We start from the raw sequence: 22893 nt of genomic DNA on the forward strand, positions 1-22893 counted from the left end.
TCACACGAGCTTTGCGACGACCGGTGCGAACCTTTCGGCGGAGTCGGCGCCGATGATGAAGTAGGAGAAGCCGATTTCCTCTCGGCGCCGCTGGATTTCCTCGATGGCGGCGGCCGGGTCGTCCGGAAGTACGGTCAGCGCGTCCGCTGCGCGGAGCGCTGCGGGGTCGGTGTCGGGAGGTCCCATGTGCGGTGCGACGCTGTCGCCGATGACCGGCACGGCGAGCGCGAGCTCGATGTTCGGAACCGCGCGGAAGTCCTGGGCCAGTCGCGCGACTTCAGACCGTGGTTGAGGCCCCAGCGCGAAGGTGACCGTGTCCGCGACCTCGGCCGCCAGTGCCCGGGCCTTCGGGCCGAGTACCGCCATCGCCACCGGCGTGTGCAGGTCGGGGCCATCGAGATCGCGTAGCGCCCGGACGGTTTCACCGATCTGGGCCAGCCGCTCGCTCGGCGGGAGCACGGGCAGTCCCTTGTCGCGGAGCTCGTCCTCGATTCCCGGCCTGCCGGTGCCGATGCCCATCTCGAAACGACCGTCGGTCAGCAGCGACAGCGAATGCGCTTCCCACGCCGTCATCCAGGGCGGGCGGAACGGTGAGGCATACACCCAGGTGCCTACGCGCAGATCGGTAAAGGCCGCGGCAGTGGCCAGTAAGGGACCAGGCGCCGGTTGCGTGAGCGGGAAATCCGGTACCAGCAGCGTCGAGTAGCCGCTGTCGGCGATGCGCCGCACGCGGTCTCGCCACGTCGGCAGGTCAGTCATGAGCGGGGCGACAACCCCGAATCGAAACGGTCGCGTCATGGCCGAATTCCCTCTCTGTCGGTTCATTTAGACATAGTGACGGCCGACCCACCCGAAACTCATCGGAACAGTCCGACGGCTACCCGACCGAAACCCGTGACAGTGGGCGTCAGGCGGGTGTCAGGTCGATGTCAGCGAGCCCAGCCAGAGTGGGCACATCGAACAAAACGAACGGCACCGACAGAGTCAGTGCCACAACCGATTTCGAGGAGTACACACCATGTCTATCACCATCACCCTCAGCGACCAGGACAAGAGCACCCTGCGGACCGCCGCCTACGGCGCTGTCGCGCTCATGGCTGCCGCCGGTGCGCCGCACAAGGGCATCTCGCACGGCTCCATCGCCCTGACCTCGGCGACCGGGCTGGTCGGGCACGTGCTCTCCGCTAAGTCCAAAGATATTCACCTGCAAGGTAAGTCGGTCGCCGACCTGGCCGACCACGTGCTGCCGAGCCTGACCGCGGCCATGCACCTGCTCGGCAAGCAGTATCCGGGCGAGGACGTCAACTTCCGCGACACCGTCCTCGTCGCCGTCGAAGCCGCTCAGTCCAGCAAGGGCGAGCCGAGCCCTGCCGTGGCGGCGATGGGGCGCAAGATCACAGCGGCCCTCGACGCCTGACGAATGCCGGCTCGGCGCTGTACATCTGGTCGCGGGGTCCGCTCAGGACCCCGCGACGCGCTACCACGGGACCTCGGTGCCGTGTCGACGAGCAGGAGCGGCGCCCCCTGCATCGGCTCGCGCTCAAGGCAATCGGCGAGGAACCCGACGCGGCGGGCTGAACGGAAGGGCCTTACTCGACCAATTCGCGGGCGTAATTCGCGGTGGAGCGCTGGTATCGAGGCAGATGCGAGGCGAGGGCGCCGAGTGTCAGCGAGAGTGCCTCGCGGTCGCGGCCGAGAGTGGACAGGCACAGGGCCAGGAACGCGCGTACGGCGTCGTCCAATTCGTCGGACCGAGCGGCGAGCTCCTCGGTCAAGAGCTTGACCCCCTCCTCCGCCTGACCGATGTTCCGTAGCGAACTCGACAGTTGGATGGTGGCCTGCCGCCGCGGGCTACCGTCGAGCCCACGCGTCAACGCCTCCCGATACAGCGGAATCGCCTTGTCGGAGTGGCCCGTTGAATCCCAGGCACCCGCCTGCTCGAAGGGGCCGAGCGGGTGATCGCTGGGCAACTCGGCGACCAACGCATCGATCACGGCACGGAACTCGCCGGCCCGGGCTTCGTCGTAGTCATCGAAGGTGGCCCAGGCCGCAGCTACCCGCTCTTCCCAATCTCGGTTCACGCTGCCAACTTTCGCACAGATCGCGCTGCGGCCGAAGGGTCCTGCCGAGCACGGTCAGTAGGACTGGAGTTCGATCAGAGTGCCGTCGGGGTCGCGGAGGTGGGCGGTCCGTAGGTTGGGACCCCACTGTGCACGGTCGGTGGGAGCGGCGACGACGGTTGCGCCGTGTCGGATGCAGAGGTCCAGGCCTGCATCCACGTCTTTGACGCGGCAGACGAACATGACTGCGTCTTGGGCAGGGGCGGATTGTGTTGGCAGGGTGGTGGTTCCCGCTATGTCGGCCATGGCGGCGCGGTCGAACAGGACCAGGACGGCTTGGTTGTCGACGTCCCAGTTGGCGTAGGGGCCTGCGGCGGTGCCCTTGATCAGTTCGGCGCCGATCAGCTCCGGGAGTACGGCGGCGTAGAAGGTGAAGCAGTCGGCGAAGCGGGTGACGAGCAGTCTCGGATGCAGGGCGTCCATGGCATTCTCCATTTAGTAGGTTCTGACCTATTATAGGTCTGGCCCTACAATAGGTCGATGGACGCTGGACGCGCATTGCCGCCGAGCTTGCTCGGGTTGGATATCTACCTGCTGTCGCGAGTGGGCAAGGCCGCCCGCGGGCAGTTCGCGGATCGGTTGGCGGCGCGGGGACTTCGCCTGTGGCACATGGCGATACTCGCCGCCCTGGCCGACTTCGGGCCGCACGCACAGCGGGATCTGGCCGAGCGGCTCACCATTCACCCCAGCGATGTGGCCAAGATCGTCGACGAGCTTGCCGCGGCCGGGCAGGTCGAGCGCACGCGAGACGAGACCGATCGACGACGGATGACCGTGCGGATCACCCGCACCGGTCGCGCCGCCCTGACCGCGCTCGACAAGGACGCGCACCAGGTCGGTGCCGACTTGCTCGCGCCGCTGAGCCCGAAGGAGCGCGATCAACTGTCCGACCTGATGCGCCGCCTCTTCGACCACGCCTACCCGTCTGAGAGCTAATGGGATCCGGTAACTCGGAATCCTTTGGGAACCAACCAGACTGCGACAACAGCGACGGTGATGACGATCGCCGCGGAGATGTAGGCGGTGGTGGTGAGAGCGGTGTCGAAGGCGTGGCGGGCGGTGGCGAGGACTTGCTCGCGGGTCGCATTGTCCAGGCGGTCGGCTACTTCCACGGCACCACCGATGGATTCCCTTGCTTCATCGAGGTTTTCACCACGCAGCGGGAGCCCCACCATGTTCTCGGTGAAGATGCGGCCGTGGATGCTACCGAGCAAGGCGACACCGAGGCCGATGCCGAGCTCGTAGTTGGTCTCCGACACGGCCCCGGCCTGCCCGGCACGTTCCGGCGGCACCGCGGAGACCAGGACGGCGGCGGCCGCGGTGATCGCCAGACCGTCGCCGAGGCCGAAGGACGCGAGCACCAGTGCGACAACGGGATACGTGGTCGGCTCGGGACTCAGCGCCAGCCCGAGGAAACCGATGGCCAGCGCGCCGAGCCCGATGGCGAGCACCGCGCGAACGCCGATGTGCTGCATCAGCCACGGGGTCGCCAGCGACGCGACCAGCAGGGTCAGCGCGGACGGCAGGGTGCGCAGGCCCGCCTCGGACGGCGAGTATCCGTGCACGTACTGCAACCACAGCGAGATCAAGAACAGCGCGGCGCCGATCGCGAGCATGGCGAGCAGCGTGGCCAGCGCGGCGGCAGAGAAGGCGCCGTTACGGAACAACCGCACGTCGAGCAGCGGGTCGGTAGCGGCGAGCTGGCGGCGGGCGAACCAGACGAGCAGCAGCACGCCGAGCACCAGGATCACCCAGTCCGCCGGTGCGGGTGTGCCCTTGGCGACATGCTTGATGCCCCAGGCCAATCCGACGATGCCGACAATGGACAGCACCGCGGCCAGCCAATCGAGCGAACCTGATTGTGGCGCACGGTATTCCGGCAGCAGCCAGGCGCCGACCGCCACGGTGAGCACGACGACGGGCACGTTCAACCAGAACGCCGAGGCCCAGCCGAACTGTTCGACCAGCACCCCGCCGACGATCGGGCCGATGGTCGCGCCCGCGCCCGCCACCGCGGCCCAGATGCCGATGGCCAGGGTGCGCTCGCGCACATCGGTGAAGATGTTCCTGATCAGCGACAACGTCGACGGCATCACCATCGCGCCGCCGATGGCGAGCAGCACCCGCCCGGCAATCAACTGCCATGAACAATGCGACGTCGCCGCCACCACCGAGGCCACCCCGAAGAGCACGAACCCCAGCAGGAACAGCAGCTTTCGGCCGACCCGGTCACCGACCGCGCCCGTGGTGATCAGCAAACCGCCGAGCACCAGCCCATATACGTCGATGATCCACAGCTGTTCGAGCTGCCCCACCCGCAGATCGGCGATCAGCGACGGCAGCGCGACATTCAAAATGGTGGCATCCATCGCCACCAACAACAGGCTGGCGCACAGCACAGCGAGCATCACCCACCGCACGCCACCCACCGTCGATTTGCCGGCCTCCGCCCCAGGCACACTCGCAGCCATCCCGCCTCCTCACTAGCCCCAACCCAGCATCCACCGCGCTCTAGCAAACACCAAGTAACCGCGCCGCCGGTCATCCAAGGAACAACTAGCGCAGGGTTCGGCGCGCCAGGTGGGCAGCGCATCGACTACGCACTGACAACTCGTTCGGCTTCAGCGGACACAACGTGGGGCTGGCCTTCGGCCGAGCCTGATACGCCGGACCACCCCCGATCAGTTGCCCGACGGGCCATCTGATTTCGTGAGGACATGGGTAACTCATCGGGCACGCCGGAAACCGGTCCCGGCAATCGATCGCCGGCCCGCGACGAAACGTCCGCGAGCTCCCACAATCGGCAAGAGTCGCGGAGAGGCGAGCTAGCGGCTTTCTACCTACCTGACGACGCAGACCCGAATCGGTTCGTTTCGACCGAGCTGACCCGGGGGCCGTGGTCGCCGGATGCGCAGCATGCCGGTCCGCCCTCCGCCCTGCTGGGGCACGCGATCGAGCGCTGTGAGCCGCGCGAGGGGTTTCAGGTGGGACGGGTCGCTGTGGAGATCCTGGGGCCGATTCCGTTGGAGCCGCTCACCGTTCGGACCCGCGTCGCGCGTGCGGGCCGCAGTGTGGAGTTGATCGAGGCGAGCTTGTCCAGCGATCGTGGCCCGGTAATGCAGGCCAACGCATGGCGATTCAAGCGAGCCGAGCCGGAACTGCAACTCCCCCAACATATCCTGCCGACCGGTGCCCGCCCCGGACCTGAGCACGCACCGGGCGCGACGCTGTTCCCGTCGGACCAGGCCGTCGGCTTCCACACCGGCATCGAATACCGCTTCGTCACCGGCTCTTTCGTCGAAACTGGACCGGCGATCTGCTGGATCAGGCTGAAGTACCCGATCGTCGCGGGCACCGACCCGAGCCCGCTGGAACGCACGCTGGCCGCCGCTGACTCCGGCAACGGCGTCAGTTCAGTGCTCGACTGGTCCAGTTACCTGTTCATCAATACCGATCTCACGGTCACCCTGCACCGGCAGCCTGCCGGTGAATGGGTCTGCCTGGACGCGGTCACCTATCCGCAACCGCACGGCATCGGCCTGGCCGAATCCGCGCTCTTCGACGAGAAGGGGCCGCTGGGCCGCAGCACCCAGACCCTGTTCCTCACCACCCGGTGAGTGGTCGTCAGGGGCGAGTGGAGATCTGCTGGACCGTCCAGCCGTTGCCGTCGGGGTCGGCGAAGAAGACGAAGCCGATGTTATCGAGCGGGTCGGCCACGTCGGGCGGGTTGGCGCCGAGGATCTGCACGTCGCTCACGTCTACGCCGCGAGATACCAACTCGGCGTGCGCCTTTCGGATATCTGGCACGACCAGTTGCAGGCCCTGCAACGACCCGGGCGTCATCTTCGGGACGGCGCCCTCGCCGATCACGATGGAGCAGCCGGAGCCGGGCGGGGTGAGCTGCACGATGCGCATCCCCTCGCCGGGCACCACGTCGTGGTCGATGACGAAGCCCAGTTTCCGCGAGTAGAAGTCCTTCGCCCGGTCGATGTCCGACACCGGGACGATCACCACCTCGAGCGTCCAGTTCATAGCGGGGTCCTTTCGCGTCTGCAGTATTCCTACCAGCGCGGACGGCGCGCGGCGGGCGAATTCGCCGGCATTGCGCGACGGCTCATTGCCGCCGCTCCCAACGCCAGGCGAACTCGCCCGCCCTGGGCGGGGGGCCGGGCAGTTCACCGTCCACGGACAGGCCGGCCACCAGCATGGCCAGCACCCGGCGGCGCAGCTGCGCGGTGCGATCCGGATCGGGCATCGAGATGGCCGCGCACGATTCCAGGATGAGGCCGAGATCCTCCGAGGTGACACCGGGACGCAGCCGGCCGGTGGCCCGCGCGCGGCGCACGATCTCGTCGTTCGCCTCGGCCGAATGCGTCACGGCGGGCAGGATCGACTCGTCCGGGGTGAAGGTGCCTGCGAGGTGCACCGTCAGCGAGTGCACGTCGGCGTCGACGACGCGCTCCAGAAAACCGACCAGCCCCTGCCAGCCGTCCGAATCCTCCAGTGCCGCATCGGCTTCCACGTTGTAGCGGCGCAGCCCGTCGTAACAGAGCGTGCGCAGCAGGACCTCCTTGCTCGGGTACCGGCGATACAGCGCGCTGATCCCCACTCCGGCCCGCTCGGCGACGGCGGCGATCGGGGCATTGGCGTCGGCCAGGAACACGGCGCGCGCCGCGTCCAGGATCAGCCCGTCGTTGCGGGCCGCCTGCGCCTTCCGGCCGGGCAAGGCCTTCTGAGCTGGAGCATCGGGTGATTTCGGCATGACTTCAGCCTAGCACTTGAAACGGAATGATCCGTTCTGCTACTGTTCAAACGGAACGAAGCATTCCGTTTCACAAGGAGATCGCCATGAGCACCATCAAGCCCTTCCAGATCAACGTCCCCCAGGCCCAGCTCGACGATCTGGCCGACCGCCTGCGCCGGGCCCTGTGGCCGAGCGAACTGCCGGGCGTCGGCGACTCCTACGGCGTGCCCGTGGATCGGGTGCGCACTCTCGCGCAGTACTGGCTGGAGACCTTCGACTGGCGGGCGCTCGAGGCGAAGCTGAACTCCTACCCGCAGTTCACCACCGAGATCGACGGCGAGAACATCTACTTCCTGCACATCCGGTCGGCCCGCGCGGACGCGCTGCCGGTGGTCCTCACCCACGGCTGGCCCGGTTCGGTGCTCGAATTCCTCGATCTCATCGAGTCGCTGACCGCACCGGAGTCGCCCGACGATCCCGCCTTCCACCTGGTGATTCCGGCCCTGCCCGGGATGGGTTTCTCCGGCCCGACGCACAGCACCGGGTGGACCCTGCGCCGCGTCGCCAAGGCCTGGATCGAGCTGATGGATCGGCTCGGCTACCAGCGCTTCGGTGCGATCGGCAACGACGGCGGCTCGATGGTCTCCCCGGAGATCGGCCGCCTGGCGCCGGACCGGGTGGTGGGTGTCCATGTGACGCAACTGTTTTCGTTCCCGTCCGGCGATCCGGCCGAATTCGCCGACCTCTCGGCGGCGGACCTGGCGGCGCTCGAGCACCTGAAGTGGTTCCAGGACAACAAGATGGCTTTCAACATCCTGTGCAGCCAGCAGCCGCAGACGCTGGCCTACGCGCTCACCGATTCGCCGCTCGGGCTGTTGGGTTGGAACGCCCAGCTTTTCGGCGAGAGCCTGGACGCCGAGTTCGTCATCGGCAATGTCGCGCTCTACTGGCTGACCGGCACCGCGGCATCCTCGGTCCGGTTCTACTACGAGGAGGCGCACAGCACCGATCGCCCGACCGGGCCGACCACGACCCCGACCGCGCTGGCCATGTTCAAGGGCGATTTCCAGTCGATCCGCCGGTTCGCCGAGCGGGACCACCACAACATCGTCAGCTGGAACTCCTACGACGCGGGCGCGCCGACCGCCGGTCCGAACGATGCCGCAGGCCACTTCGCCGCGCACGAGGCGCCCGAGCTGCTCGTCGGCGACATCCGGCAGTTCTTCGCCAAGATCGGCTGAAGTCCGGCCGCGCGAGACAGTCTCTTATGTCATCGAGACTCGAGGCCATGGTTCGTCTCACTGAGCGCTGTTGTACTGGATTCACCAACAGCTCAACAGCTTTCGACAAAGGAGAGAAAGACCATGAAACTCGCAGTCTTCGGAGCCACCAGCACGGTCGGTCGCCTGGTGGTCGCGCAGGCCATCGAGGAGGGGCACGAGGTGACCGCCTTCACCCGCAACGCGGCGGGCCTCGGGCAGCGGCACGAGCGGCTGCACATCGTGGAAGGCGATGTGCTGGACACCAATTCGGTCGGCCGGGCGCTCGTCGGCCAGGACGCCGTGCTGATCTCGCTCGGCGCGGGACGCAAAGGCGTGATCCGGGCCGAAGGCACCCTCGCGGTGCTGGAGGCGATGAGCCGGACCGGGGTCAAGCGGGTGATCGTGCAGACCACGCTCGGCGCGGGCGACAGCAGGGGCAACCTGAACTTCGTGTGGAAGTACCTGATGTTCGGGATGCTGCTGCGCCAGGCCTACGCCGACCATGTGCAGCAGGAGGCGTACGTGCGGGCCAGCGACCTGGACTGGACCATCGTGCGGCCGAGCGCGTTCACCGACGGCCCGCGCACCCGCGCCTTCCGGCGCGGTTTCCCCGCCGACGAGCGTGGGCTGGCGTTGAAGATCTCCCGGGCCGACATCGCCGACTTCATGCTCGAGCAGCTGAACGACACGACCTATCTGCACCAGGCCCCGGGTATCTCGAACTGAGGGCGGGACACGTGCTGCCCACCGCGACCCACGCTTCGGCCCCGCCGAGCGTGGGTCGCCCTCTGCTGCTACGCGTGCTCGTGCAATTCACCCCAGGCCGGAAACGGGTCGGGATAGCCGGCCCATTCGGCAGGCCCCTCGGCAAACTCCGCATCCGTGAGCAGCGCGTTGTCGAGCAAGACACGCACCTTGTCCCGATCGAGCTTGATGCCGATGAAGACGATCTCTTGTCCGGCAGGCACTTCCAGCGCCGACCACCACGCGGCGGGCTCGAAGACAAGATTGGGTCCGGCCTGGGACCAGATGGCCGCCAAGGTCGCACGGCTGGCGATCCAGCAGAAACCCTTGCTGCGCAACAACCCTCGTAGTTCACCCAGCGCATCGGACAGACGCTGCGGATGAAACGGCCGGTCCGCAGTGTAGGTGAGGCTACGGATGCCGTACTCCTCGGTCTCCGGCGTGTGCCCGCCCGCCAACTCCTCCTCCCAGCCCTCGGCCTCGGCGGCGACCACCGGGTTGTACCGGCCGGTGTCGAGCACGTCGGCCAGTTCGACAACGCCGTTGGTTGTGCGCAGTACGTGAGCACGCGGATTGAGCTTGCGCACAGTAGCTTCCACCGCGCCCGCGGCCGCCGCGCCGACCAGATCGGTCTTGTTCACCAGCAGCACATCGGCGAATTCCACCTGATCCACCAGCAAGTCGGCGATGGTGCGCGTATCCCCCTCGCCCGCTTGCAGATTCCGCTCGGCCAGCGCCTGCCCCTTGGCCACCTCGGCCAGGAACGTGGACGCGTCGACCACCGTCACCATGGTGTCCAGCCGCGCGATATCGCCGAGTTTGAACCCGTCCTCGAACTCCCAGTCGAAGGTCGCGGCCACCGGCATCGGCTCGGAGATACCGGTCGACTCGATGACCAGCTGATCGAACCGGCCGTCGCGGGCCAGCCTGCCCACCGCCTCGATCAGGTCCTCGCGCAGCGTGCAGCAGATGCAGCCGTTGGTCAGTTCGACCAGTTTCTCCTCGGTCCGGTCGAGGTGTCCCTGTCCCGCGACGAGCGCGGCGTCGATGTTGACCTCGCTCATATCGTTCACGATGACCGCGACCCGGCGGCCCTCCCGGTTGGCGAGGATGTGGTTGAGCAGCGTCGTCTTGCCCGCGCCGAGGAAACCGGACAGCACGGTGACGGGGAGCAGGTCGGGGGTCGGTGCAGGGTTCATGTCTTAATGATAATGGTTTTCATTTATCGTTAGCACCCGGGGTTGCCGGTTGCCCGTGGCGGCGCGGGCGAACGGTCGTAGGGTTTGTCTCGTGAAGCTGCTGCCATTGACCCCCGACGGGCAGACTCCCGTCCGGGTGCTCACCATCGCCGGGACCGATTCCGGTGGAGGCGCCGGAATCCAGGCCGATTCGCGCACCATGGCCCTGTGCGGGGTGCACGCCTGCGTAGCCGTCGCGGCGGTGACCGTGCAGAACTCGAAGGGAGTCAGCGACTTCCACGAGATTCCGCCGCACATCGTGGCCGGTCAGGTGCGCGCCGTGGTGACCGATATCGGCGTCGGCGCGGTCAAGACCGGCATGCTGGCCTCGACCGCCATCATCGAGGCCGTCGTCGAGGTCTGCCAGGAGGTCGGCATCGGCCGCGACGGGCGGATTCCGCTGATCGTCGATCCGGTCGCGGCCTCCATGCACGGCGACCCGCTGCTGCACGAGGAGGCCCTGGATGCGGTGCGGCACACGCTGTTCCCGCTGGCGACGGTGGTGACGCCGAACCTCGACGAGGTCAGGCTGATCACCGGCATCGACGTCACCGATGACGCGTCGGCCCGGCAGGCCGCGCGGGCCCTGCACCAGCTCGGCCCGCAGTGGGCGATCGTGAAGGGCGGGCATCTACGGTCCTCGGAATACAGCACCGACCTGCTTTTCGACGGCGAGACGTTCCTGGAATTCACCGCGCCGCGGATCAGCACCACCAACGACCACGGCGGCGGGGACACCCTGGCCGCGGCGACCGCGTGCGCGCTGGCCAACGGCTACTCGGTGCCGGAAGCAGTGGAATTCGCCAAGGAGTGGACCTACCGCTGCCTCGCCGCCTCGTACGATCTGGGCGCGGGCCACGGCCCGGTGTCCCCGCTCTGGCGGCTGCACAACGACTGTCGTCGGGGCACCCCCTGAATCTCGTAATTCCCCACTTCAAATGCCCCTTAGGGGCCGATTCTTGTCGGTGGGTGCTGAGACAATAGACGTGTCGCAAACGCGGTTGGCCTCGATGAAGCGGTCCGATCAGAACAACGTAGTTCGGGTGGCTGCGACGACAGCTTCGGCGCCGGCCCGCGCGGTCGGCGGGGCAGGGCGTTACTCGCCGGAAAAGGCAAGGTGCAGTGGCAGATCAGTGTCGATGACGATGCCGTTGAGCCGGGCATTGGCCGCCGTGAGCGCGGCGATGGTTTCGGCGAGATAGGCGACGAACTTCTCGATCGGCATCGGCTGCGTCTTCAACCGGTTCGCGCCGAGCCACCAGTCGGTGGCCGAGCCCACCGCGCCGAAGATCGAATAGATGACCAGTTCGACACTGTCCACGTCCACCGGGGTGTCGGCCGCCAGCTCGGCGAACAGGTCGGCGGCGCGCTTCGCCGACTGGCGAGCGGACTGCAGCGCGCGTTCGGAATCGTCGGACTGCTGCGCGAAGTGGCTGTGCAGCATGAAGCGGAAGACGTTGGGGTGCTCCGACACCACGAGCGCGTACTCCGCCGCACCGCGGCGGACCAGTTCGTGGGCCGAGTCGTTGGTCAGGTCGACGCCGGTGATCAGCTGCTCCCAGAGCATGTCGCGGACCCGATCGACGATGGCGTTGTAGAGGTCGGTCTTGTCCTCGAAATGCCGGTACAGCTTGGGCTTTGCCGCGCCGGCCTCCTTGGCGATATCGCCCATGCTGACCTCGGGCCCGAACTTGTCCAGCGCGCGGAACGCCGCGTCGACGAACTCCTCGCGCACCTTCAGCCGATGCTCACGCCAGCGTTCCGTGCGTGCGTCGACGCGCTTGCGTGGCACCTCGTCTGTTTTCCGGCCGCTGCGCATCACAATTCCGGATGCTACCTGCTACCAGCGGTACCGATGACCGGGTCGCGGCGTTGACATCGGAAGAGGCGTGGGACACACTCGGAAAAGTACACGGAACCGGTGGTACGAGATACTGAACACAGAGAGCCGGTGGGGACGATGGCGTCCGCGATCCACACCCGCGTCCTGATCGTCGGCAGCGGCTTTTCCGGCCTCGGCATGGGCATCGCGCTCGATCAGGCGGGCATCGACGACTACCTCATCGTGGAGCAGGCCGACGAGATCGGCGGTACCTGGCGGGACAACACCTATCCCGGCTGCGCCTGCGATGTGCCGACCCATCTGTACTCGTATTCCTTTGAGCCACGCACGAATTGGCGACGGCTGTTCTCCGGGCAGCAGGAGATCTTCGACTATCTGAAGGAAGTCACCGGCAAATACCGGCTGCGGCCGCGGATCCGTTTCCACCAGCACATGGCACACGGGTACTGGGACGAGGCCGAGCGGCGCTGGCACGCGTTCAGCGCGGACGGTCAGGAGTATGTCGCGCAGTTCCTCGTGTCCGCGGTGGGGGCGCTGCACATTCCGAGCATTCCGGAGTTCGAGGGCAGTGCGGATTTCACCGGCCCGGCTTTTCACTCGGCGCAGTGGGATCACGGAGTCGAGCTCGCGGGTAAACGGGTCGCGGTGATCGGAACAGGGGCCAGCGCAATCCAATTCGTGCCCGAGATCGTCGGCGACGTGGCCGAACTGACGGTGTTCCAGCGCACCCCGCCGTGGGTGATGCCCCGCGCCGATGTGGAGTTCTCCGCCCGATTTCGGCGGGCGCTCGCCCGGGTGCCCGGTCTGCGCCTCGCGCTGCGCAATGGGATCTATTGGGGTGCCGAGGTCGGCGGGTACGCGATGAACTGGCGGCCCACGCTACTGAAGGTGCTGGAGCGGGTCGGTAAACGGCATATCGAACGGCAGATCGCCGACCCTGTTCTGCGAGAACAGGTTACGCCCAACTATCGGGCGGGCTGTAAGCGATTGCTCGGCTCCGACACCTATTATCCGGCGCTCGCCGACCCCAAGACCGAGTTGGTCACCGAGCGCATCGACCGGTTCACCGCGGACGGCATCGTCACGGCCGACGGCGTCGAGCGCAAGGTCGATGTGATCATCTACGGCACCGGTTTTCACGTCATCGATTCGTTCAAGAATCTCCCGATGGTCGGTCTGCACGGCGTCGACCTGGGCGAGCGCTGGGCGCGGGAAGGGGTGCAGGCGCATCGCGGGATCACGGTCGCGGACATGCCCAACGCCTTCTTCCTGGTCGGCCCGAATACCGGCCTCGGCCACAATTCGATGATCTTCATGATCGAGGCGCAGATCCACTATGTGCTGCAGGCGATTCGGCAGGTGCGCGCGCAGGGCGCGGTCGCGCTGGCGCCGCGGCGGGCGGCGCAGGATCGATTCAACGCCCGGCTGCAGGACGGACTGGCGCGCTCGGTGTGGAACACCGGCGGCTGCCAGAGCTGGTATCTGGACGAGCACGGGAACAACCGCACGCTGTGGTCCGGATTCACCTGGCAGTACTGGCTGCAGACCAGGCGACTGGATCCGGCGGAATACGAATTCTTCAGTCCCGCACCGAGTTCACCGACGCGTCCCACCTTGGTACTGGAAGACCATCCGGCACAAACGTTTCCCACAGCTCTGACCAATGGCCGGCCGACCCCAGCCAGTAACCCCAAGGACGTTCCATGAAGAACTTCACCGGCAAAGTCGCCGTGATCACCGGCGCGGGCTCCGGCATCGGCCGTGGCCTCGCGCTGGAACTCGCCCGGCGCGGTGCCCAGCTCGCGCTGTCCGACATCAACACCGAGTCGGTCGCCGACACCGCCGGTCGCTGCGAAAAGCTCGGTGCCACAGCGATTCCCTATGAGCTCGATGTCGCGCACCGGGCGGCGGTCTACGCACACGCCGCGGATGTGCGCGGCGAATTCGGGCGGGTGAACCTGGTCTTCAACAACGCGGGCGTTGCCCTCGGGGCCGACGTCGAGGACATGGAGTGGGACGACTTCGACTGGTTGATGAACATCAACTTCTGGGGCGTCGCGCACGGCACCAAGGCCTTCCTGCCCGACCTCATCGCCTCCGGTGACGGCCACATCGTGAACGTGTCCTCGGTGTTCGGCCTCGTCGGCGTGCCCTCCCAAAGTGCCTACAACGCCGCAAAATTCGCGGTGCGCGGGTTCACCGAGGCGCTGCGGCAGGAGATGCGGATCGCCAGGCATCCGGTCGGTGTCACCTGCGTGCATCCCGGCGGGGTGACGACGAATATCGCGGTGAACGCGCGCGGCCTCGGCGACGATGTCGACCTCGAGACGCTGCGCCGCAGTTGGGACGCCATCACCCTGACCAGTCCGGACGCCGCGGCGAAGACCATCCTGCGCGGTGTGGAGAAGAACAAGGCCAGGGTGTTGATCGGGGCCGACGCCAGGGCCATCGATCTGATCCCGCGCCTGCTCGGCCCGGCCTACGAGGACCTCGGCGTGCCGCTGTACCGGGCGGGCAAGCGGACGGCGGCGCGGTTCGGTATCGCGCTGTAGGTAGGCCCTATCGGCGACGCGCCGCGCGGGGTGGCACCGGCGGCGGTGGGATCAGCAGGCCCGCCGTGGTGCGCGAACCCGCCTGCTTGAGGCGCTCGAGCACCGGTGTCAGCTCGAAGCTGTGCACGCCGTCCAGGGTCGCCATCTTGGTGGTCACGTAGTGGTACAGGCCGTCGGCGGTGTCCGCGGTGAGCACGGCGAAAACGTTGAACGGCCCGGTAACCGCTGCGGCATAAGCTGTTTCGTCGTGCTCGGCGATGGCCCGGCCCACGGTATCGAACTGCGCCGGCGCGACACGGAGCCAGAGGAAGGCCCAGAGGCTGGATCCCAGTGCGGCAGGGGCGATGTCGAGATCGAAGTACAGGATGCCTGCGGCCTGCAGAGCGGCGATGCGGCGCGCGATCCGGCCGATGCTCACGCCGGTGGCACGGGCCAAGACCGAGAAGCTGGCGCGCCCATCGCGGGCGAGCAACTCGAGCAGTATGCCGTCCTCGTCGCGCAGCCGCAGATCAGCGTCGGCGTAATCCGTTGCCGCCGTGCTTTTCTCTGTCCGGGCGACTTGTCTGCTGCGCCAATCGACAGCACCCGGTCCGACGAAGCGGTGCAGGATCATCGCCGCCGCGATGTCGTGCACCGGTGCCGTGCGCTGCAGCCGCTGCACCAGTAGGTCGTCACGATCCTGCGGCGTGCGGGGGTGCAGCGAGAAGTTTACCTCGGCACCGGCGGCCGCGATGCTGACCCAGGCGGCGTCGTCGCGGCGGGCCAGCGCCTCGGCCACCTGCCGGGCGCCGTCCGGTCGGCAGTGCACCCGGATGATCCAGTCGTTCTCGCCGAGCGCGCGGGAGTCCACCGCGCCGATCACCCTGACCACGCCGTCGCGGCGTAACCGCCGGTAGCGGCGGGCAACGGTCTGCTCCGCGATGCCGAGATCGGCGGCGACTCGATTGAACGAGACGCGCGGGTCGAGCTGCAGGGCTTGCACGATCTGCGTATCAACGTCATCCAAGATGGAGTTTTTGCCTATCGCGGCGGCGCTCATAGGGAGGAAATCTACGCCTGATCCACATCGGGGCGACCGTACTCATCGCTGATCCGGATACTCGACGCGGTCTCGACCCACGAATCTCCAGAGAGGACAACGGTTTTGCGTAAATGGCTGCCGCTGCTGACGGTGTGTCTCGGCACCTTCATGCTGCTGCTCGACGTCACCATCGTGAACGTCGCACTACCCGACATGCGCAACGACTTGGACGCGTCGTTCAGCTCGTTGCAATGGGTGGTCGACGGATACGCCCTCGCCATGGCCGCGCTCATGCTCGGTGCGGGCTCGATCGCCGACCTGGCCGGGCATCGGCGGACCTATCTGGCCGGTTTGGTCCTGTTCGCGGTTTCCTCGCTGATCTGCGGGATCGCGCCGAATCCGACCGTGCTCATCGTGGCAAGGGTGGCGCAGGGGATCGGCGCGACCACCATGGCGTGCACCACCTTCGCCCTGTTGAACAACTCGTACACGGGACGGGACCAGGGCACGGCGTACGGCGTCTGGGGTGCCGTCGCGGGCGCGTCCAGCGCCATCGGGCCGATCATCGGCGGCCTGCTCACCGATCTCGCGTCGTGGCGCTGGATCTTCTTCGTCAACCTGCCGGTCAGCGCGGCGGCCATCGCCCTGTGCGTCTGGGTGCTCGCCGATGTCGAGCGACCACACCGCGGCCGGGTCGATGTGGCGGGCATGGCGTCGTTCACCGTCAGCGCCGCGGCGGCGACCTACGCGCTGATCCGGGCGAACGAACACGGTTGGTCGAATGCGCTCACCTGGTGGCTGCTGTTGCTCGCCGCGGTGTCGCTGGTGCTATTCCTCATGGTCGAAAAGGCTTCGGCGCAACCGATGCTCGATCTGGCGCTGCTGCGGGACCGTTCATTCGTCGGGGTGCTGGTCGCCGCCGGTGCGTTGTTCTTCGCGGCGTTCGGTGCGCTGATGTATACCCAGATCTGGTTGCAGTCGGTGCTCGGGTTGACGGCGATCCAGGCCGGGGCGGTGGGACTTCCGTTATCGGTCATGGCCTTTCTGGTCTCCGGCGGCATCGGGCGGTTCCTGCACGGCGAGCACCGCGGCCGGATCATCGCCGGCGGGCTATTCGCGACCGGTGTCGGCGGTGTGCTCGGCGCGCTACTGGTGCACGGCGAAGCCGGTTGGGTGGCACTCGTTCCCGGCTTCCTGGCCATCGGCCTGGGTGTCGGACTGGCCACCGCGACGCTGAGTTCGGCTGCGATGGCGGCGGTTCCGTGGCAGCGAGCCGGAATGGCAACGGGGGCAGTGAATACCGCGCAGCAGCTGAGTTTCGCGCTCGGTATCGCGACGCTGGGCAGCGTTTTCACCGCGCGGGCCGCCGACGTGCTCGGCGATCGTGGGTTGCCGGATGCGGAGACCACGGCGCGAGCGATCGGGGGCGGTCAGTCCGGGACGTTGTTGCAGCAGGTTCCGGCGGCAGCGCGGTCCGGGCTCGCGGAGGCGGTGCGTGCGGCGGCCGCGGCGGGTGTGCAGAGCACTCTCGCGGTGAGCGGCGGTGTGGCGTTACTCGGCAGCGCGCTCGTATTGCTGCTCATGCGGAGGCGGGGCAACCCGGCCATGGAAGTTGCCGAAGCAGAGGAGGTGCTCGCCTGATTTGCCGGAATTCGGCTTCGGCTGCCTGATTTGCCCGGGTCAGCCTGCCGGGGAACTCTCCGCTGAGCGAGGGGACCATACGCCTCGCTCAGCGGTGGGTCAGCGCTTTTTCGGATCGACGATGCCCTGCTCTGGGGCGGACTTCAGCTTCTTGTCCGTGCGCTTCTCCTTGAGAGACTTCCCGGACTTCTTCGACATCGAGCTGCGCGGAGACTTGTCGGACAAGCGTGGTCCTTTGCTCGGAGGACCTGAACGGTCCCGCTACCGCCGACGGTACGCTACGCCCGCGCAGGCCGGGACCAATCCGCGCTGGTAGCCGTGCCCCCAGGAACCTCACAGCTGAGGCCCAGCTCCGTGACAACCGGACCGTCGAGGGTAGTTGTCATGACCGAGACTGTGACCGTCGCGGCGGCGGAATTAGCCGAGACACCGGGTTCACCCGTGCTGGACGTGGTGATACCCGTCTACAACGAAGAGACCGACCTCGGCGTGTGTGTGCGCAGGTTGCACGCATATCTGCGCCAGGGGTTCCCGTTTCCGGCGCGGATCACGGTAGCCGACAACGCCAGCACCGACGCTACCCTCCAGGTGGCCGAGCTGCTCGCGGCCGAGTTGGACGGCGTGCGGGTGGTGCACCTGGACGCCAAGGGTCGAGGGCGGGCACTGCGTGCGGCGTGGGAGGCCTCCGACGCACAGGTGGTCGCCTATATGGACGTCGACCTGTCGACCGACCTCAACGCGCTGCTGCCGCTGGTGGCACCGCTGATCACCGGGCATTCGGACCTGGCGATCGGCACCAGGCTCAGTGCGTCGTCCCGCGTCGTGCGCGGGCCGAAGCGCGAGATCATCTCGCGCTGCTACAACCTGTTGCTGAAAGCCTCACTGCAGGCACGCTTTTCGGACGCACAATGCGGGTTCAAGGCGATGCGCAGCGACGTGGCGCGCAAGTTGCTGCCGCTGGTGCGCGACGGGGAATGGTTCTTCGACACCGAGCTGCTCGTGCTCGCCGAGCGGGCCGGGTTGCGCATCCACGAGGTGCCGGTGGACTGGATCGACGATCCGGACAGCCGCGTCGACATCGTCGACACCGCACGCAAGGACCTGCAGGGCATCGGGCGGCTGACGCGGGCGCTGGCCACCGGCGCCCTGCCGCTGGAGGAGCTGCGCCGCGCGGTCGGGCGCGAGCCGCTGGTGCCCGGCGTGCCGCTCGGGATGGTCGGGCAGTTGGTCCGGTTCGCGATTGTCGGCGTGCTCAGCACCCTCGCCTATCTGCTGCTTTACGTTGTGCTGCAATCGTTTACCGATGCGCAGGTGGCCAATTTCCTGGCGCTGCTCGTCACCGCGGTGGCCAATACCGCGGCCAACCGGGCGTTCACGTTCGGTGTGCGCGGGGCGACCGGCGCGGTGTCGCATCAGTTCCAAGGGCTGGTGATCTTCGGCATCGGGCTGGCGTTGACCAGCGGGTCGCTGTTCACGCTGCACCACTGGGCGCCGGACGCGCCGGTGCATCTGGAGTTGTTCGTGCTGGTGCTGGCCAATCTGCTGGCCACCATTCTGCGGTTTGTCGGGTTGCGGTGGGTTTTCCGGAATACCCCGAATCCGGCGCGGCGGACGGTGCTCTCCGTGCAACCCGATGCGGACGCGCCCGAGTCCGACCCCGCGGTGGCGCGCGGCGGCGAAGGCGGTACTCGATGACCGCGACACTGGCGCCGCCCACCGCGGCACCGGCGGCTCCGGCACCCGAACGCAAAACCCGGTGGGAATACCCGGCTTTGGCGGTGCTGCTGCTCGGCACCGGGATCGCCTACCTGTGCAATCTGAGCTCCAGCGGTTGGGCCAACTCGTTCTATTCCGCTGCGGTGCAGGCGGGTTCGGTGTCCTGGAAGGCGTTCTTCTTCGGCTCCTCGGACGCGGCGAACTCGATCACCGTGGACAAGCCGCCCGCCTCGCTGTGGTTGATGGAGCTGTCGGTGCGGGCGTTCGGGCTGAACAGCTGGAGCATCCTGGTGCCGGAGGTGCTACTCGGTGTCGCCAGCGTGGCGCTGCTGTGGGCGACGGTGCGCCGGACGTTCGGGCCCGCCGCCGGACTGCTCGCCGGGCTGGTGCTCGCGGTGACTCCCGTTGCGGTGCTGATGTTCCGGTTCAACAATCCGGACGCGCTGCTGGTGTTCCTGATGATCGCCGCGACCTGGGCGCTGACGCGGGCGGTCGAAGACGGTCGCTGGCGATGGCTGGTGCTCACCGGTGCGTTCCTCGGATTCGGCTTCCTCACCAAGCAATTACAGGTGCTGCTGGTGGTTCCGCCGCTGGCCCTGACCTACTTGATCGCGGGACCGCCCAAGCTCGGTAAGCGCGTCCTGCAGCTGCTCGCCGCCGGGGCCGCCATGGTGCTGGCCGCGGGCTGGTGGCTGCTTGCCGTTGAGCTGTGGCCCGCCTCGTCGCGGCCGTGGATCGGTGGGTCACAGAACAATTCGATCCTCGAGCTCACCCTGGGCTACAACGGGCTCGGCCGCCTCACCGGCGACGAGAGCGGCAGCGTCGGGCCGGGCGGTGGTGATCTGCCCGCCGGTGGCAACGGCATGTGGGGCAGTACCGGCATCACCCGCATGTTCGAGCCCGCGCAGGGCGGTCAGATCGCCTGGCTGATCCCGGCCGCGCTGGTCGCGCTGGTGGCCGGAATCCTGTTGCGCGGCAAGGCTGCCCGCACCGATCGGCGACGTGCTTCGCTGATCATGTGGGGCGGTTGGCTGTTGGTGACCGGATTGACCTTCAGCTTCATGGCGGGGATCTTCCACCAGTACTACACGATCGCGCTGGCCCCGGCGGTCGCCGCGCTCGTCGGGATCGGTGCGGTGCAGCTGTGGCGGGAACGCCGGCGGCTGTGGGTTCGACTGATGCTGGCGCTAGCCGTTGGCCTCACTACCGCGACGGCGTGGATGTTGTTGTCCCGCAGTGCTCATTGGATGCCGTGGCTGCGGTGGACCGTGCTGGTGGTCGGCGTGCTCGCGACGATCGCCGCGCTCGTTCCCGCGCCGAAGAAGTTGGCCATCGTCTCCGCGCTGGCCATCGCGTTCGCCGGATTGGCCGGGCCGACCGCGTACGCCGTCGACACCATCGCGACCTCGCACGCGGGCGCAATCCCCTCTGCGGGACCGAATGTCGGACGGTTCGGCATGTTCGGCCAGCGGCCACCGTGGGCCGAGGGGATGAACGGCATGCCGGGTGGTCCCGGTGGTCCCCAAGCCGACGGACATCCCGGCGGCCGCGCACCCAACGGTGGACGCCCTGGAAACGGCCAGCCAGGCCAGCCACCCGGCATGGGTCCGCAAGGCGGCATGCCCGGCAACGGAGCCGACGCGATGGGTGGTATGGGCGGCCTGCTCGGCGCCAGTAAGCCGAGCGACAAGGTGGTTTCGCTGCTCGAGCAGCACGGCACCGACTACACCTGGGTCGCCGCCGCCACCGGCTCGAACAGCGCCGCAGGCTTCCAACTGGCCACCGAACTCCCGGTGATGCCCGTCGGCGGCTTCAACGGCAGCGACCCCTCCCCCACCCTCGACCAATTCAAAGACTATGTGGCCCAAGGAAAGATCCACTACTACATCGGCAGCGGCCGAGAAGGCGGCGGCCGCGGCCGCGACTCGGCAAACCCCTCCACCAGCTCCCAGATCGCCCAGTGGGTGCAGGAGAACTACACCGCCACCGAGGTAGACGGCATCACCCTCTACGACCTCACCACCCACTGACGCGAAAGATCCGCACCGCCATGAGGTTCACCGGCGGTGCGGATCTTTGTGTGTCAGAGACTATTTCGCGGCCGGGTAGGTGGCGTCGAGCCACTCGGCGTAGGTGGGGCCTGCGAGCGTAGCGTGCGGGCCGGGGAGGAGCGTGCCGTCCTCGAAGGCCTCGCGGTCTGCGTTGTCGGGGTCGCTGGACTCGATGATTTGGGCGGGGCCGCCGGTGCGGTCGGCGAAGAGGGTGGCGGCGCCTGCCATCGTTTCCGGTTGGGGGCCCGCGATTTCGGGGAAGGGAGCGTCGGTGGATGCGGGGGCCGGGTTGACGGCCAGGTCGACGAGGGCCTCGGCGACGGTGCGAGCGGCAACGAGTTGGGTGCGCATCTTGGCGACGTAGGCGACATCGCCCTGGGTGCCCCACTGAGTCATTACCTCGACCAGTTCGTGGAACTGGGCGGCGCGCAGAATCTGCACGGGCAGCGGGCCTTCGAGGACCCGCTGCTCGTGCGCGAGCTTGGCGGCGTTGTAGCCGGCGGTGGCGTTGTCGATACCGATGATGGAGACGACGACCAGGCGCTCGACACCGGCCCGCTGGCCCGCCTCGTGCAGGTTGCGGGCGGCGGCGGTGAAGAATTCGGTCGCAATGTCCTTGTCGGCGGACGGTGTGCTGGAGGCGTCGATGACGACCTGCACGCCGTCCAGTGCCTCGACCAGGCCCGCGCCGGTCTCGAGGTCCACACCGTTCTTCCTGGAGAACGCCACCACCTCGTGGCCCTGCTCGGTCAGTACGTCCACCACGTGCTTGCCGAGCCGTCCGGTCGCCCCGGCCACCGCGATCTTCTTGGTCGTCGTCATGGTCCCTGCTCCTCTGTGTCAGTGCGTTGTTCCGCGTTCACAGAGAGGACGCGATAGCCGCGGCGAGTGTGACATCACGACAAAAGCGCAGGTAGATCAGGTTCTCAGCGGAGCGTGGTCAGCAGGCGCTCGTGCACGACGCCGCGGACGACGGAACTGAGATCGGGTTTTTCGGCGAGCAGTTCGAGCATGCGCAGGATCTGCAGGGCTTCGATGCGCTGCGCCAGGTCGGGATCGGCGGGGTCGAAGCCCGCGCCCTCGAGGAAGTCGGGCCAGGCCGGGATGCCGGGATCGGCGAAGCTGACCGACCAGGCCCACCAGGCGGGATCGAAGAGCGGGTCGGCGAGGCGGACGGACTCGAAATCGAGCAGGCCGGTGATGGATTCGCCGTCGGTGAGGATGTTGACCGGTGCGAAGTCACCGTGCGCGAGAACCGTTGGGCGGTCGGCGAAGAGGGTGGGCAGGGATTTCAGGGTTCGGTCCAGGGTGGCGCGTTGCGCGGCGGCGAGGTCGAGCCGGGCTGCCCAGGCGGTCGCGCTCTCCACCAGGCGGGTGGGACTGGCCCACAGGTCGTCGAGTTGCAGCCCCGCGGTGGGCAGGCGGCGGAAAGCGGCGAGCAGGGTGCCCATCTCGCGGGCGATGGTCGGGAACTGCGGGCTGGCGAAGCCGATTTCGGCGCTGGCCGGGATCGGGACGCCGGGCAGCGCGTCGAAGACGATCCAGGCCGGGTCTGCGTCGAGGTCGAAGCGGCGGATGCGCGGAATGGCGATGCCGCGCTTGGCGGCCGGTTCCAGCAGGGTGTGCATGATCCGTAGGCGGCGCTCGGCGTCGTCGGGATTGCGGTAGCGCTGCAGCACCATCCGGTCGCCGTCGGCGAGCGTGAGCAGGTCGGTGCGGTTCTGGAAACCCCATTCGGCGGGCGCGCTACCGGCAATCGGCTGGCCGAGGGTCTGCTCGAGCCCGCCGTACTCCGCATGGTCCATACGGCAGACCCTAAGGCACGTACGGACTGTTGCGCGCCGATCCGTGCTGCTGCGCGGACCGGGGATCGCGGGGTCGGCCGCGGGCGCGATCATTCGCCCCGGTCGGGGCATCGATACCGCGGCATCGGCCGCTCATGCGGAGAAAGATCACTGATC

At 67.6% G+C, this 22893-nt stretch carries 23 protein-coding genes; 11 read left to right on the plus strand and 12 right to left on the minus strand.

Going from position 1 to position 22893, the window contains the following annotated elements; all coding sequences use genetic code 11:
- Entirely contained in the window at positions 1–798 is a 798-nt protein-coding gene (locus ACFWF1_RS00310) for an LLM class flavin-dependent oxidoreductase (protein ID WP_379284287.1), read from the minus strand.
- 220 nt (positions 799–1018) lie between these two features.
- Between ACFWF1_RS00310 and ACFWF1_RS00315 the strand changes: the two genes are divergently transcribed.
- Positions 1019–1417, plus strand: a complete 399-nt coding sequence (locus tag ACFWF1_RS00315; protein ID WP_379284286.1) for a hypothetical protein — start codon at positions 1019–1021, stop codon at positions 1415–1417.
- Positions 1418–1589: 172 nt separating this feature from the next.
- On the opposite strand, the gene ACFWF1_RS00320 is transcribed toward ACFWF1_RS00315, so the two are convergent.
- Both ACFWF1_RS00320 and ACFWF1_RS00325 read right to left on the minus strand, forming a co-directional pair.
- Positions 1590–2081, minus strand: a complete 492-nt coding sequence (locus tag ACFWF1_RS00320) for a tetratricopeptide repeat protein (protein ID WP_379284285.1) — start codon at positions 2079–2081, stop codon at positions 1590–1592.
- Positions 2082–2135: 54 nt separating this feature from the next.
- Complete coding sequence (locus tag ACFWF1_RS00325) at positions 2136–2543, minus strand: VOC family protein (RefSeq protein ID WP_379284283.1); 408 nt, start codon at positions 2541–2543, stop codon at positions 2136–2138.
- A 57-nt stretch (positions 2544–2600) separates the two neighbouring features.
- Between ACFWF1_RS00325 and ACFWF1_RS00330 the strand changes: the two genes are divergently transcribed.
- Positions 2601–3056: a MarR family winged helix-turn-helix transcriptional regulator gene (locus tag ACFWF1_RS00330; protein WP_379284281.1), complete on the plus strand. Its 456-nt coding sequence runs from the start codon at positions 2601–2603 to the stop codon at positions 3054–3056.
- Here the strand turns inward: ACFWF1_RS00330 and ACFWF1_RS00335 are convergent.
- The gene (locus tag ACFWF1_RS00335) at positions 3053–4591 is read right to left on the minus strand and encodes an MFS transporter (RefSeq protein WP_379284280.1); all 1539 of its coding nucleotides are present in this window, start codon (positions 4589–4591) and stop codon (positions 3053–3055) included. The genes ACFWF1_RS00330 and ACFWF1_RS00335 overlap by 4 nt on opposite strands.
- Before the next feature lie 246 nt (positions 4592–4837).
- On the opposite strand from ACFWF1_RS00335, the gene ACFWF1_RS00340 reads away from it, so the two are divergent.
- Positions 4838–5737 (plus strand): thioesterase family protein, encoded by a 900-nt coding sequence (locus tag ACFWF1_RS00340; protein WP_379284279.1) that lies wholly within the window; start codon positions 4838–4840, stop codon positions 5735–5737.
- A gap of 7 nt (positions 5738–5744) precedes the next feature.
- Here the strand turns inward: ACFWF1_RS00340 and ACFWF1_RS00345 are convergent, their stop codons facing one another.
- Together ACFWF1_RS00345 and ACFWF1_RS00350 are read right to left on the minus strand one after the other, a co-directional pair.
- Complete coding sequence (locus ACFWF1_RS00345; protein WP_379284278.1) at positions 5745–6152, minus strand: VOC family protein; 408 nt, start codon at positions 6150–6152, stop codon at positions 5745–5747.
- Between the two features lie 82 nt (positions 6153–6234).
- Entirely contained in the window at positions 6235–6882 is a 648-nt protein-coding gene (locus ACFWF1_RS00350) for a TetR/AcrR family transcriptional regulator (RefSeq protein ID WP_379284277.1), read from the minus strand.
- Positions 6883–6968: 86 nt separating this feature from the next.
- Here ACFWF1_RS00350 and ACFWF1_RS00355 point away from each other — a divergent pair, with 86 nt between their 5' ends.
- Complete coding sequence (locus ACFWF1_RS00355) at positions 6969–8105, plus strand: epoxide hydrolase family protein (protein WP_379284276.1); 1137 nt, start codon at positions 6969–6971, stop codon at positions 8103–8105.
- A gap of 123 nt (positions 8106–8228) precedes the next feature.
- Complete coding sequence (locus ACFWF1_RS00360; protein WP_379284274.1) at positions 8229–8852, plus strand: NAD(P)-dependent oxidoreductase; 624 nt, start codon at positions 8229–8231, stop codon at positions 8850–8852.
- Between the two features lie 68 nt (positions 8853–8920).
- Here ACFWF1_RS00360 and ACFWF1_RS00365 read toward each other — a convergent pair whose 3' ends face one another.
- On the minus strand, positions 8921–10069 hold the full coding sequence (locus ACFWF1_RS00365) for a GTP-binding protein (RefSeq protein WP_379284273.1): 1149 nt from the start codon (positions 10067–10069) through the stop codon (positions 8921–8923).
- Positions 10070–10160: 91 nt separating this feature from the next.
- Here ACFWF1_RS00365 and thiD point away from each other — a divergent pair, with 91 nt between their 5' ends.
- Positions 10161–11024 carry a bifunctional hydroxymethylpyrimidine kinase/phosphomethylpyrimidine kinase gene (thiD, locus tag ACFWF1_RS00370; protein WP_379284272.1) on the plus strand — a complete coding sequence of 288 codons (864 nt, stop codon included), beginning with the start codon at positions 10161–10163 and terminating at the stop codon, positions 11022–11024.
- Between the two features lie 180 nt (positions 11025–11204).
- Here the strand turns inward: thiD and ACFWF1_RS00375 are convergent, their stop codons facing one another.
- Complete coding sequence (locus ACFWF1_RS00375; protein WP_357385863.1) at positions 11205–11927, minus strand: TetR/AcrR family transcriptional regulator; 723 nt, start codon at positions 11925–11927, stop codon at positions 11205–11207.
- Between the two features lie 141 nt (positions 11928–12068).
- Between ACFWF1_RS00375 and ACFWF1_RS00380 the strand changes: the two genes are divergently transcribed.
- Both ACFWF1_RS00380 and ACFWF1_RS00385 read left to right on the plus strand, forming a co-directional pair.
- Positions 12069–13658 (plus strand): flavin-containing monooxygenase, encoded by a 1590-nt coding sequence (locus tag ACFWF1_RS00380; RefSeq protein WP_379284271.1) that lies wholly within the window; start codon positions 12069–12071, stop codon positions 13656–13658.
- Positions 13655–14503 carry an SDR family NAD(P)-dependent oxidoreductase gene (locus ACFWF1_RS00385; RefSeq protein ID WP_379284270.1) on the plus strand — a complete coding sequence of 283 codons (849 nt, stop codon included), beginning with the start codon at positions 13655–13657 and terminating at the stop codon, positions 14501–14503. The genes ACFWF1_RS00380 and ACFWF1_RS00385 overlap by 4 nt, the downstream gene beginning before the upstream one ends.
- A 7-nt stretch (positions 14504–14510) precedes the next feature.
- Here the strand turns inward: ACFWF1_RS00385 and ACFWF1_RS00390 are convergent, their stop codons facing one another.
- Positions 14511–15509, minus strand: a complete 999-nt coding sequence (locus ACFWF1_RS00390; RefSeq protein ID WP_379284269.1) for an Lrp/AsnC family transcriptional regulator — start codon at positions 15507–15509, stop codon at positions 14511–14513.
- A gap of 138 nt (positions 15510–15647) precedes the next feature.
- On the opposite strand from ACFWF1_RS00390, the gene ACFWF1_RS00395 reads away from it, so the two are divergent.
- The gene (locus ACFWF1_RS00395; protein WP_379284268.1) at positions 15648–17165 is read left to right on the plus strand and encodes an MFS transporter; all 1518 of its coding nucleotides are present in this window, start codon (positions 15648–15650) and stop codon (positions 17163–17165) included.
- A gap of 99 nt (positions 17166–17264) precedes the next feature.
- Here ACFWF1_RS00395 and ACFWF1_RS00400 read toward each other — a convergent pair whose 3' ends face one another.
- Positions 17265–17390, minus strand: a complete 126-nt coding sequence (locus ACFWF1_RS00400) for a hypothetical protein (RefSeq protein ID WP_379284267.1) — start codon at positions 17388–17390, stop codon at positions 17265–17267.
- 159 nt (positions 17391–17549) lie between these two features.
- On the opposite strand from ACFWF1_RS00400, the gene ACFWF1_RS00405 reads away from it, so the two are divergent.
- Positions 17550–18860: a glycosyltransferase gene (locus ACFWF1_RS00405; protein WP_379284266.1), complete on the plus strand. Its 1311-nt coding sequence runs from the start codon at positions 17550–17552 to the stop codon at positions 18858–18860.
- A complete protein-coding gene (locus tag ACFWF1_RS00410; protein WP_379284265.1) occupies positions 18857–20911 on the plus strand; it encodes a glycosyltransferase family 39 protein in 2055 nt (684 codons plus the stop codon). Before ACFWF1_RS00405 ends, ACFWF1_RS00410 begins: the two co-directional genes overlap by 4 nt.
- Positions 20912–20971: 60 nt before the next feature.
- On the opposite strand, the gene ACFWF1_RS00415 is transcribed toward ACFWF1_RS00410, so the two are convergent.
- On the minus strand, positions 20972–21754 hold the full coding sequence (locus ACFWF1_RS00415; protein WP_379284264.1) for an SDR family oxidoreductase: 783 nt from the start codon (positions 21752–21754) through the stop codon (positions 20972–20974).
- A gap of 104 nt (positions 21755–21858) precedes the next feature.
- Positions 21859–22737 (minus strand): phosphotransferase family protein, encoded by an 879-nt coding sequence (locus tag ACFWF1_RS00420; protein WP_379284263.1) that lies wholly within the window; start codon positions 22735–22737, stop codon positions 21859–21861.
- Positions 22738–22893: the final 156 nt, after the last annotated feature.

Source organism: Nocardia sp. NPDC060255, assembly GCF_042727395.1.
Classification (GTDB): domain Bacteria; phylum Actinomycetota; class Actinomycetes; order Mycobacteriales; family Mycobacteriaceae; genus Nocardia.

What these genes read in the sequence shown, in the direction of transcription:
- ACFWF1_RS00310 (WP_379284287.1), bottom strand. Translation starts at nt 798, where the DNA reads ATGACGCGACCGTTTCGATTCGGGGTTGTCGCCCCGCTCATGACTGAC.
- ACFWF1_RS00315 (WP_379284286.1), top strand. Translation starts at nt 1,019, where the DNA reads ATGTCTATCACCATCACCCTCAGCGACCAGGACAAGAGCACCCTGCGG.
- ACFWF1_RS00325 (WP_379284283.1), bottom strand. Translation starts at nt 2,543, where the DNA reads ATGGACGCCCTGCATCCGAGACTGCTCGTCACCCGCTTCGCCGACTGC.
- ACFWF1_RS00330 (WP_379284281.1), top strand. Translation starts at nt 2,601, where the DNA reads ATGGACGCTGGACGCGCATTGCCGCCGAGCTTGCTCGGGTTGGATATC.
- ACFWF1_RS00335 (WP_379284280.1), bottom strand. Translation starts at nt 4,591, where the DNA reads ATGGCTGCGAGTGTGCCTGGGGCGGAGGCCGGCAAATCGACGGTGGGT.
- ACFWF1_RS00340 (WP_379284279.1), top strand. Translation starts at nt 4,838, where the DNA reads ATGGGTAACTCATCGGGCACGCCGGAAACCGGTCCCGGCAATCGATCG.
- ACFWF1_RS00345 (WP_379284278.1), bottom strand. Translation starts at nt 6,152, where the DNA reads ATGAACTGGACGCTCGAGGTGGTGATCGTCCCGGTGTCGGACATCGAC.
- ACFWF1_RS00350 (WP_379284277.1), bottom strand. Translation starts at nt 6,882, where the DNA reads ATGCCGAAATCACCCGATGCTCCAGCTCAGAAGGCCTTGCCCGGCCGG.
- ACFWF1_RS00355 (WP_379284276.1), top strand. Translation starts at nt 6,969, where the DNA reads ATGAGCACCATCAAGCCCTTCCAGATCAACGTCCCCCAGGCCCAGCTC.
- ACFWF1_RS00360 (WP_379284274.1), top strand. Translation starts at nt 8,229, where the DNA reads ATGAAACTCGCAGTCTTCGGAGCCACCAGCACGGTCGGTCGCCTGGTG.
- ACFWF1_RS00365 (WP_379284273.1), bottom strand. Translation starts at nt 10,069, where the DNA reads ATGAACCCTGCACCGACCCCCGACCTGCTCCCCGTCACCGTGCTGTCC.
- ACFWF1_RS00375 (WP_357385863.1), bottom strand. Translation starts at nt 11,927, where the DNA reads ATGCGCAGCGGCCGGAAAACAGACGAGGTGCCACGCAAGCGCGTCGAC.
- ACFWF1_RS00380 (WP_379284271.1), top strand. Translation starts at nt 12,069, where the DNA reads ATGGCGTCCGCGATCCACACCCGCGTCCTGATCGTCGGCAGCGGCTTT.
- ACFWF1_RS00385 (WP_379284270.1), top strand. Translation starts at nt 13,655, where the DNA reads ATGAAGAACTTCACCGGCAAAGTCGCCGTGATCACCGGCGCGGGCTCC.
- ACFWF1_RS00405 (WP_379284266.1), top strand. Translation starts at nt 17,550, where the DNA reads ATGACCGAGACTGTGACCGTCGCGGCGGCGGAATTAGCCGAGACACCG.
- ACFWF1_RS00410 (WP_379284265.1), top strand. Translation starts at nt 18,857, where the DNA reads ATGACCGCGACACTGGCGCCGCCCACCGCGGCACCGGCGGCTCCGGCA.
- ACFWF1_RS00415 (WP_379284264.1), bottom strand. Translation starts at nt 21,754, where the DNA reads ATGACGACGACCAAGAAGATCGCGGTGGCCGGGGCGACCGGACGGCTC.
- ACFWF1_RS00420 (WP_379284263.1), bottom strand. Translation starts at nt 22,737, where the DNA reads ATGGACCATGCGGAGTACGGCGGGCTCGAGCAGACCCTCGGCCAGCCG.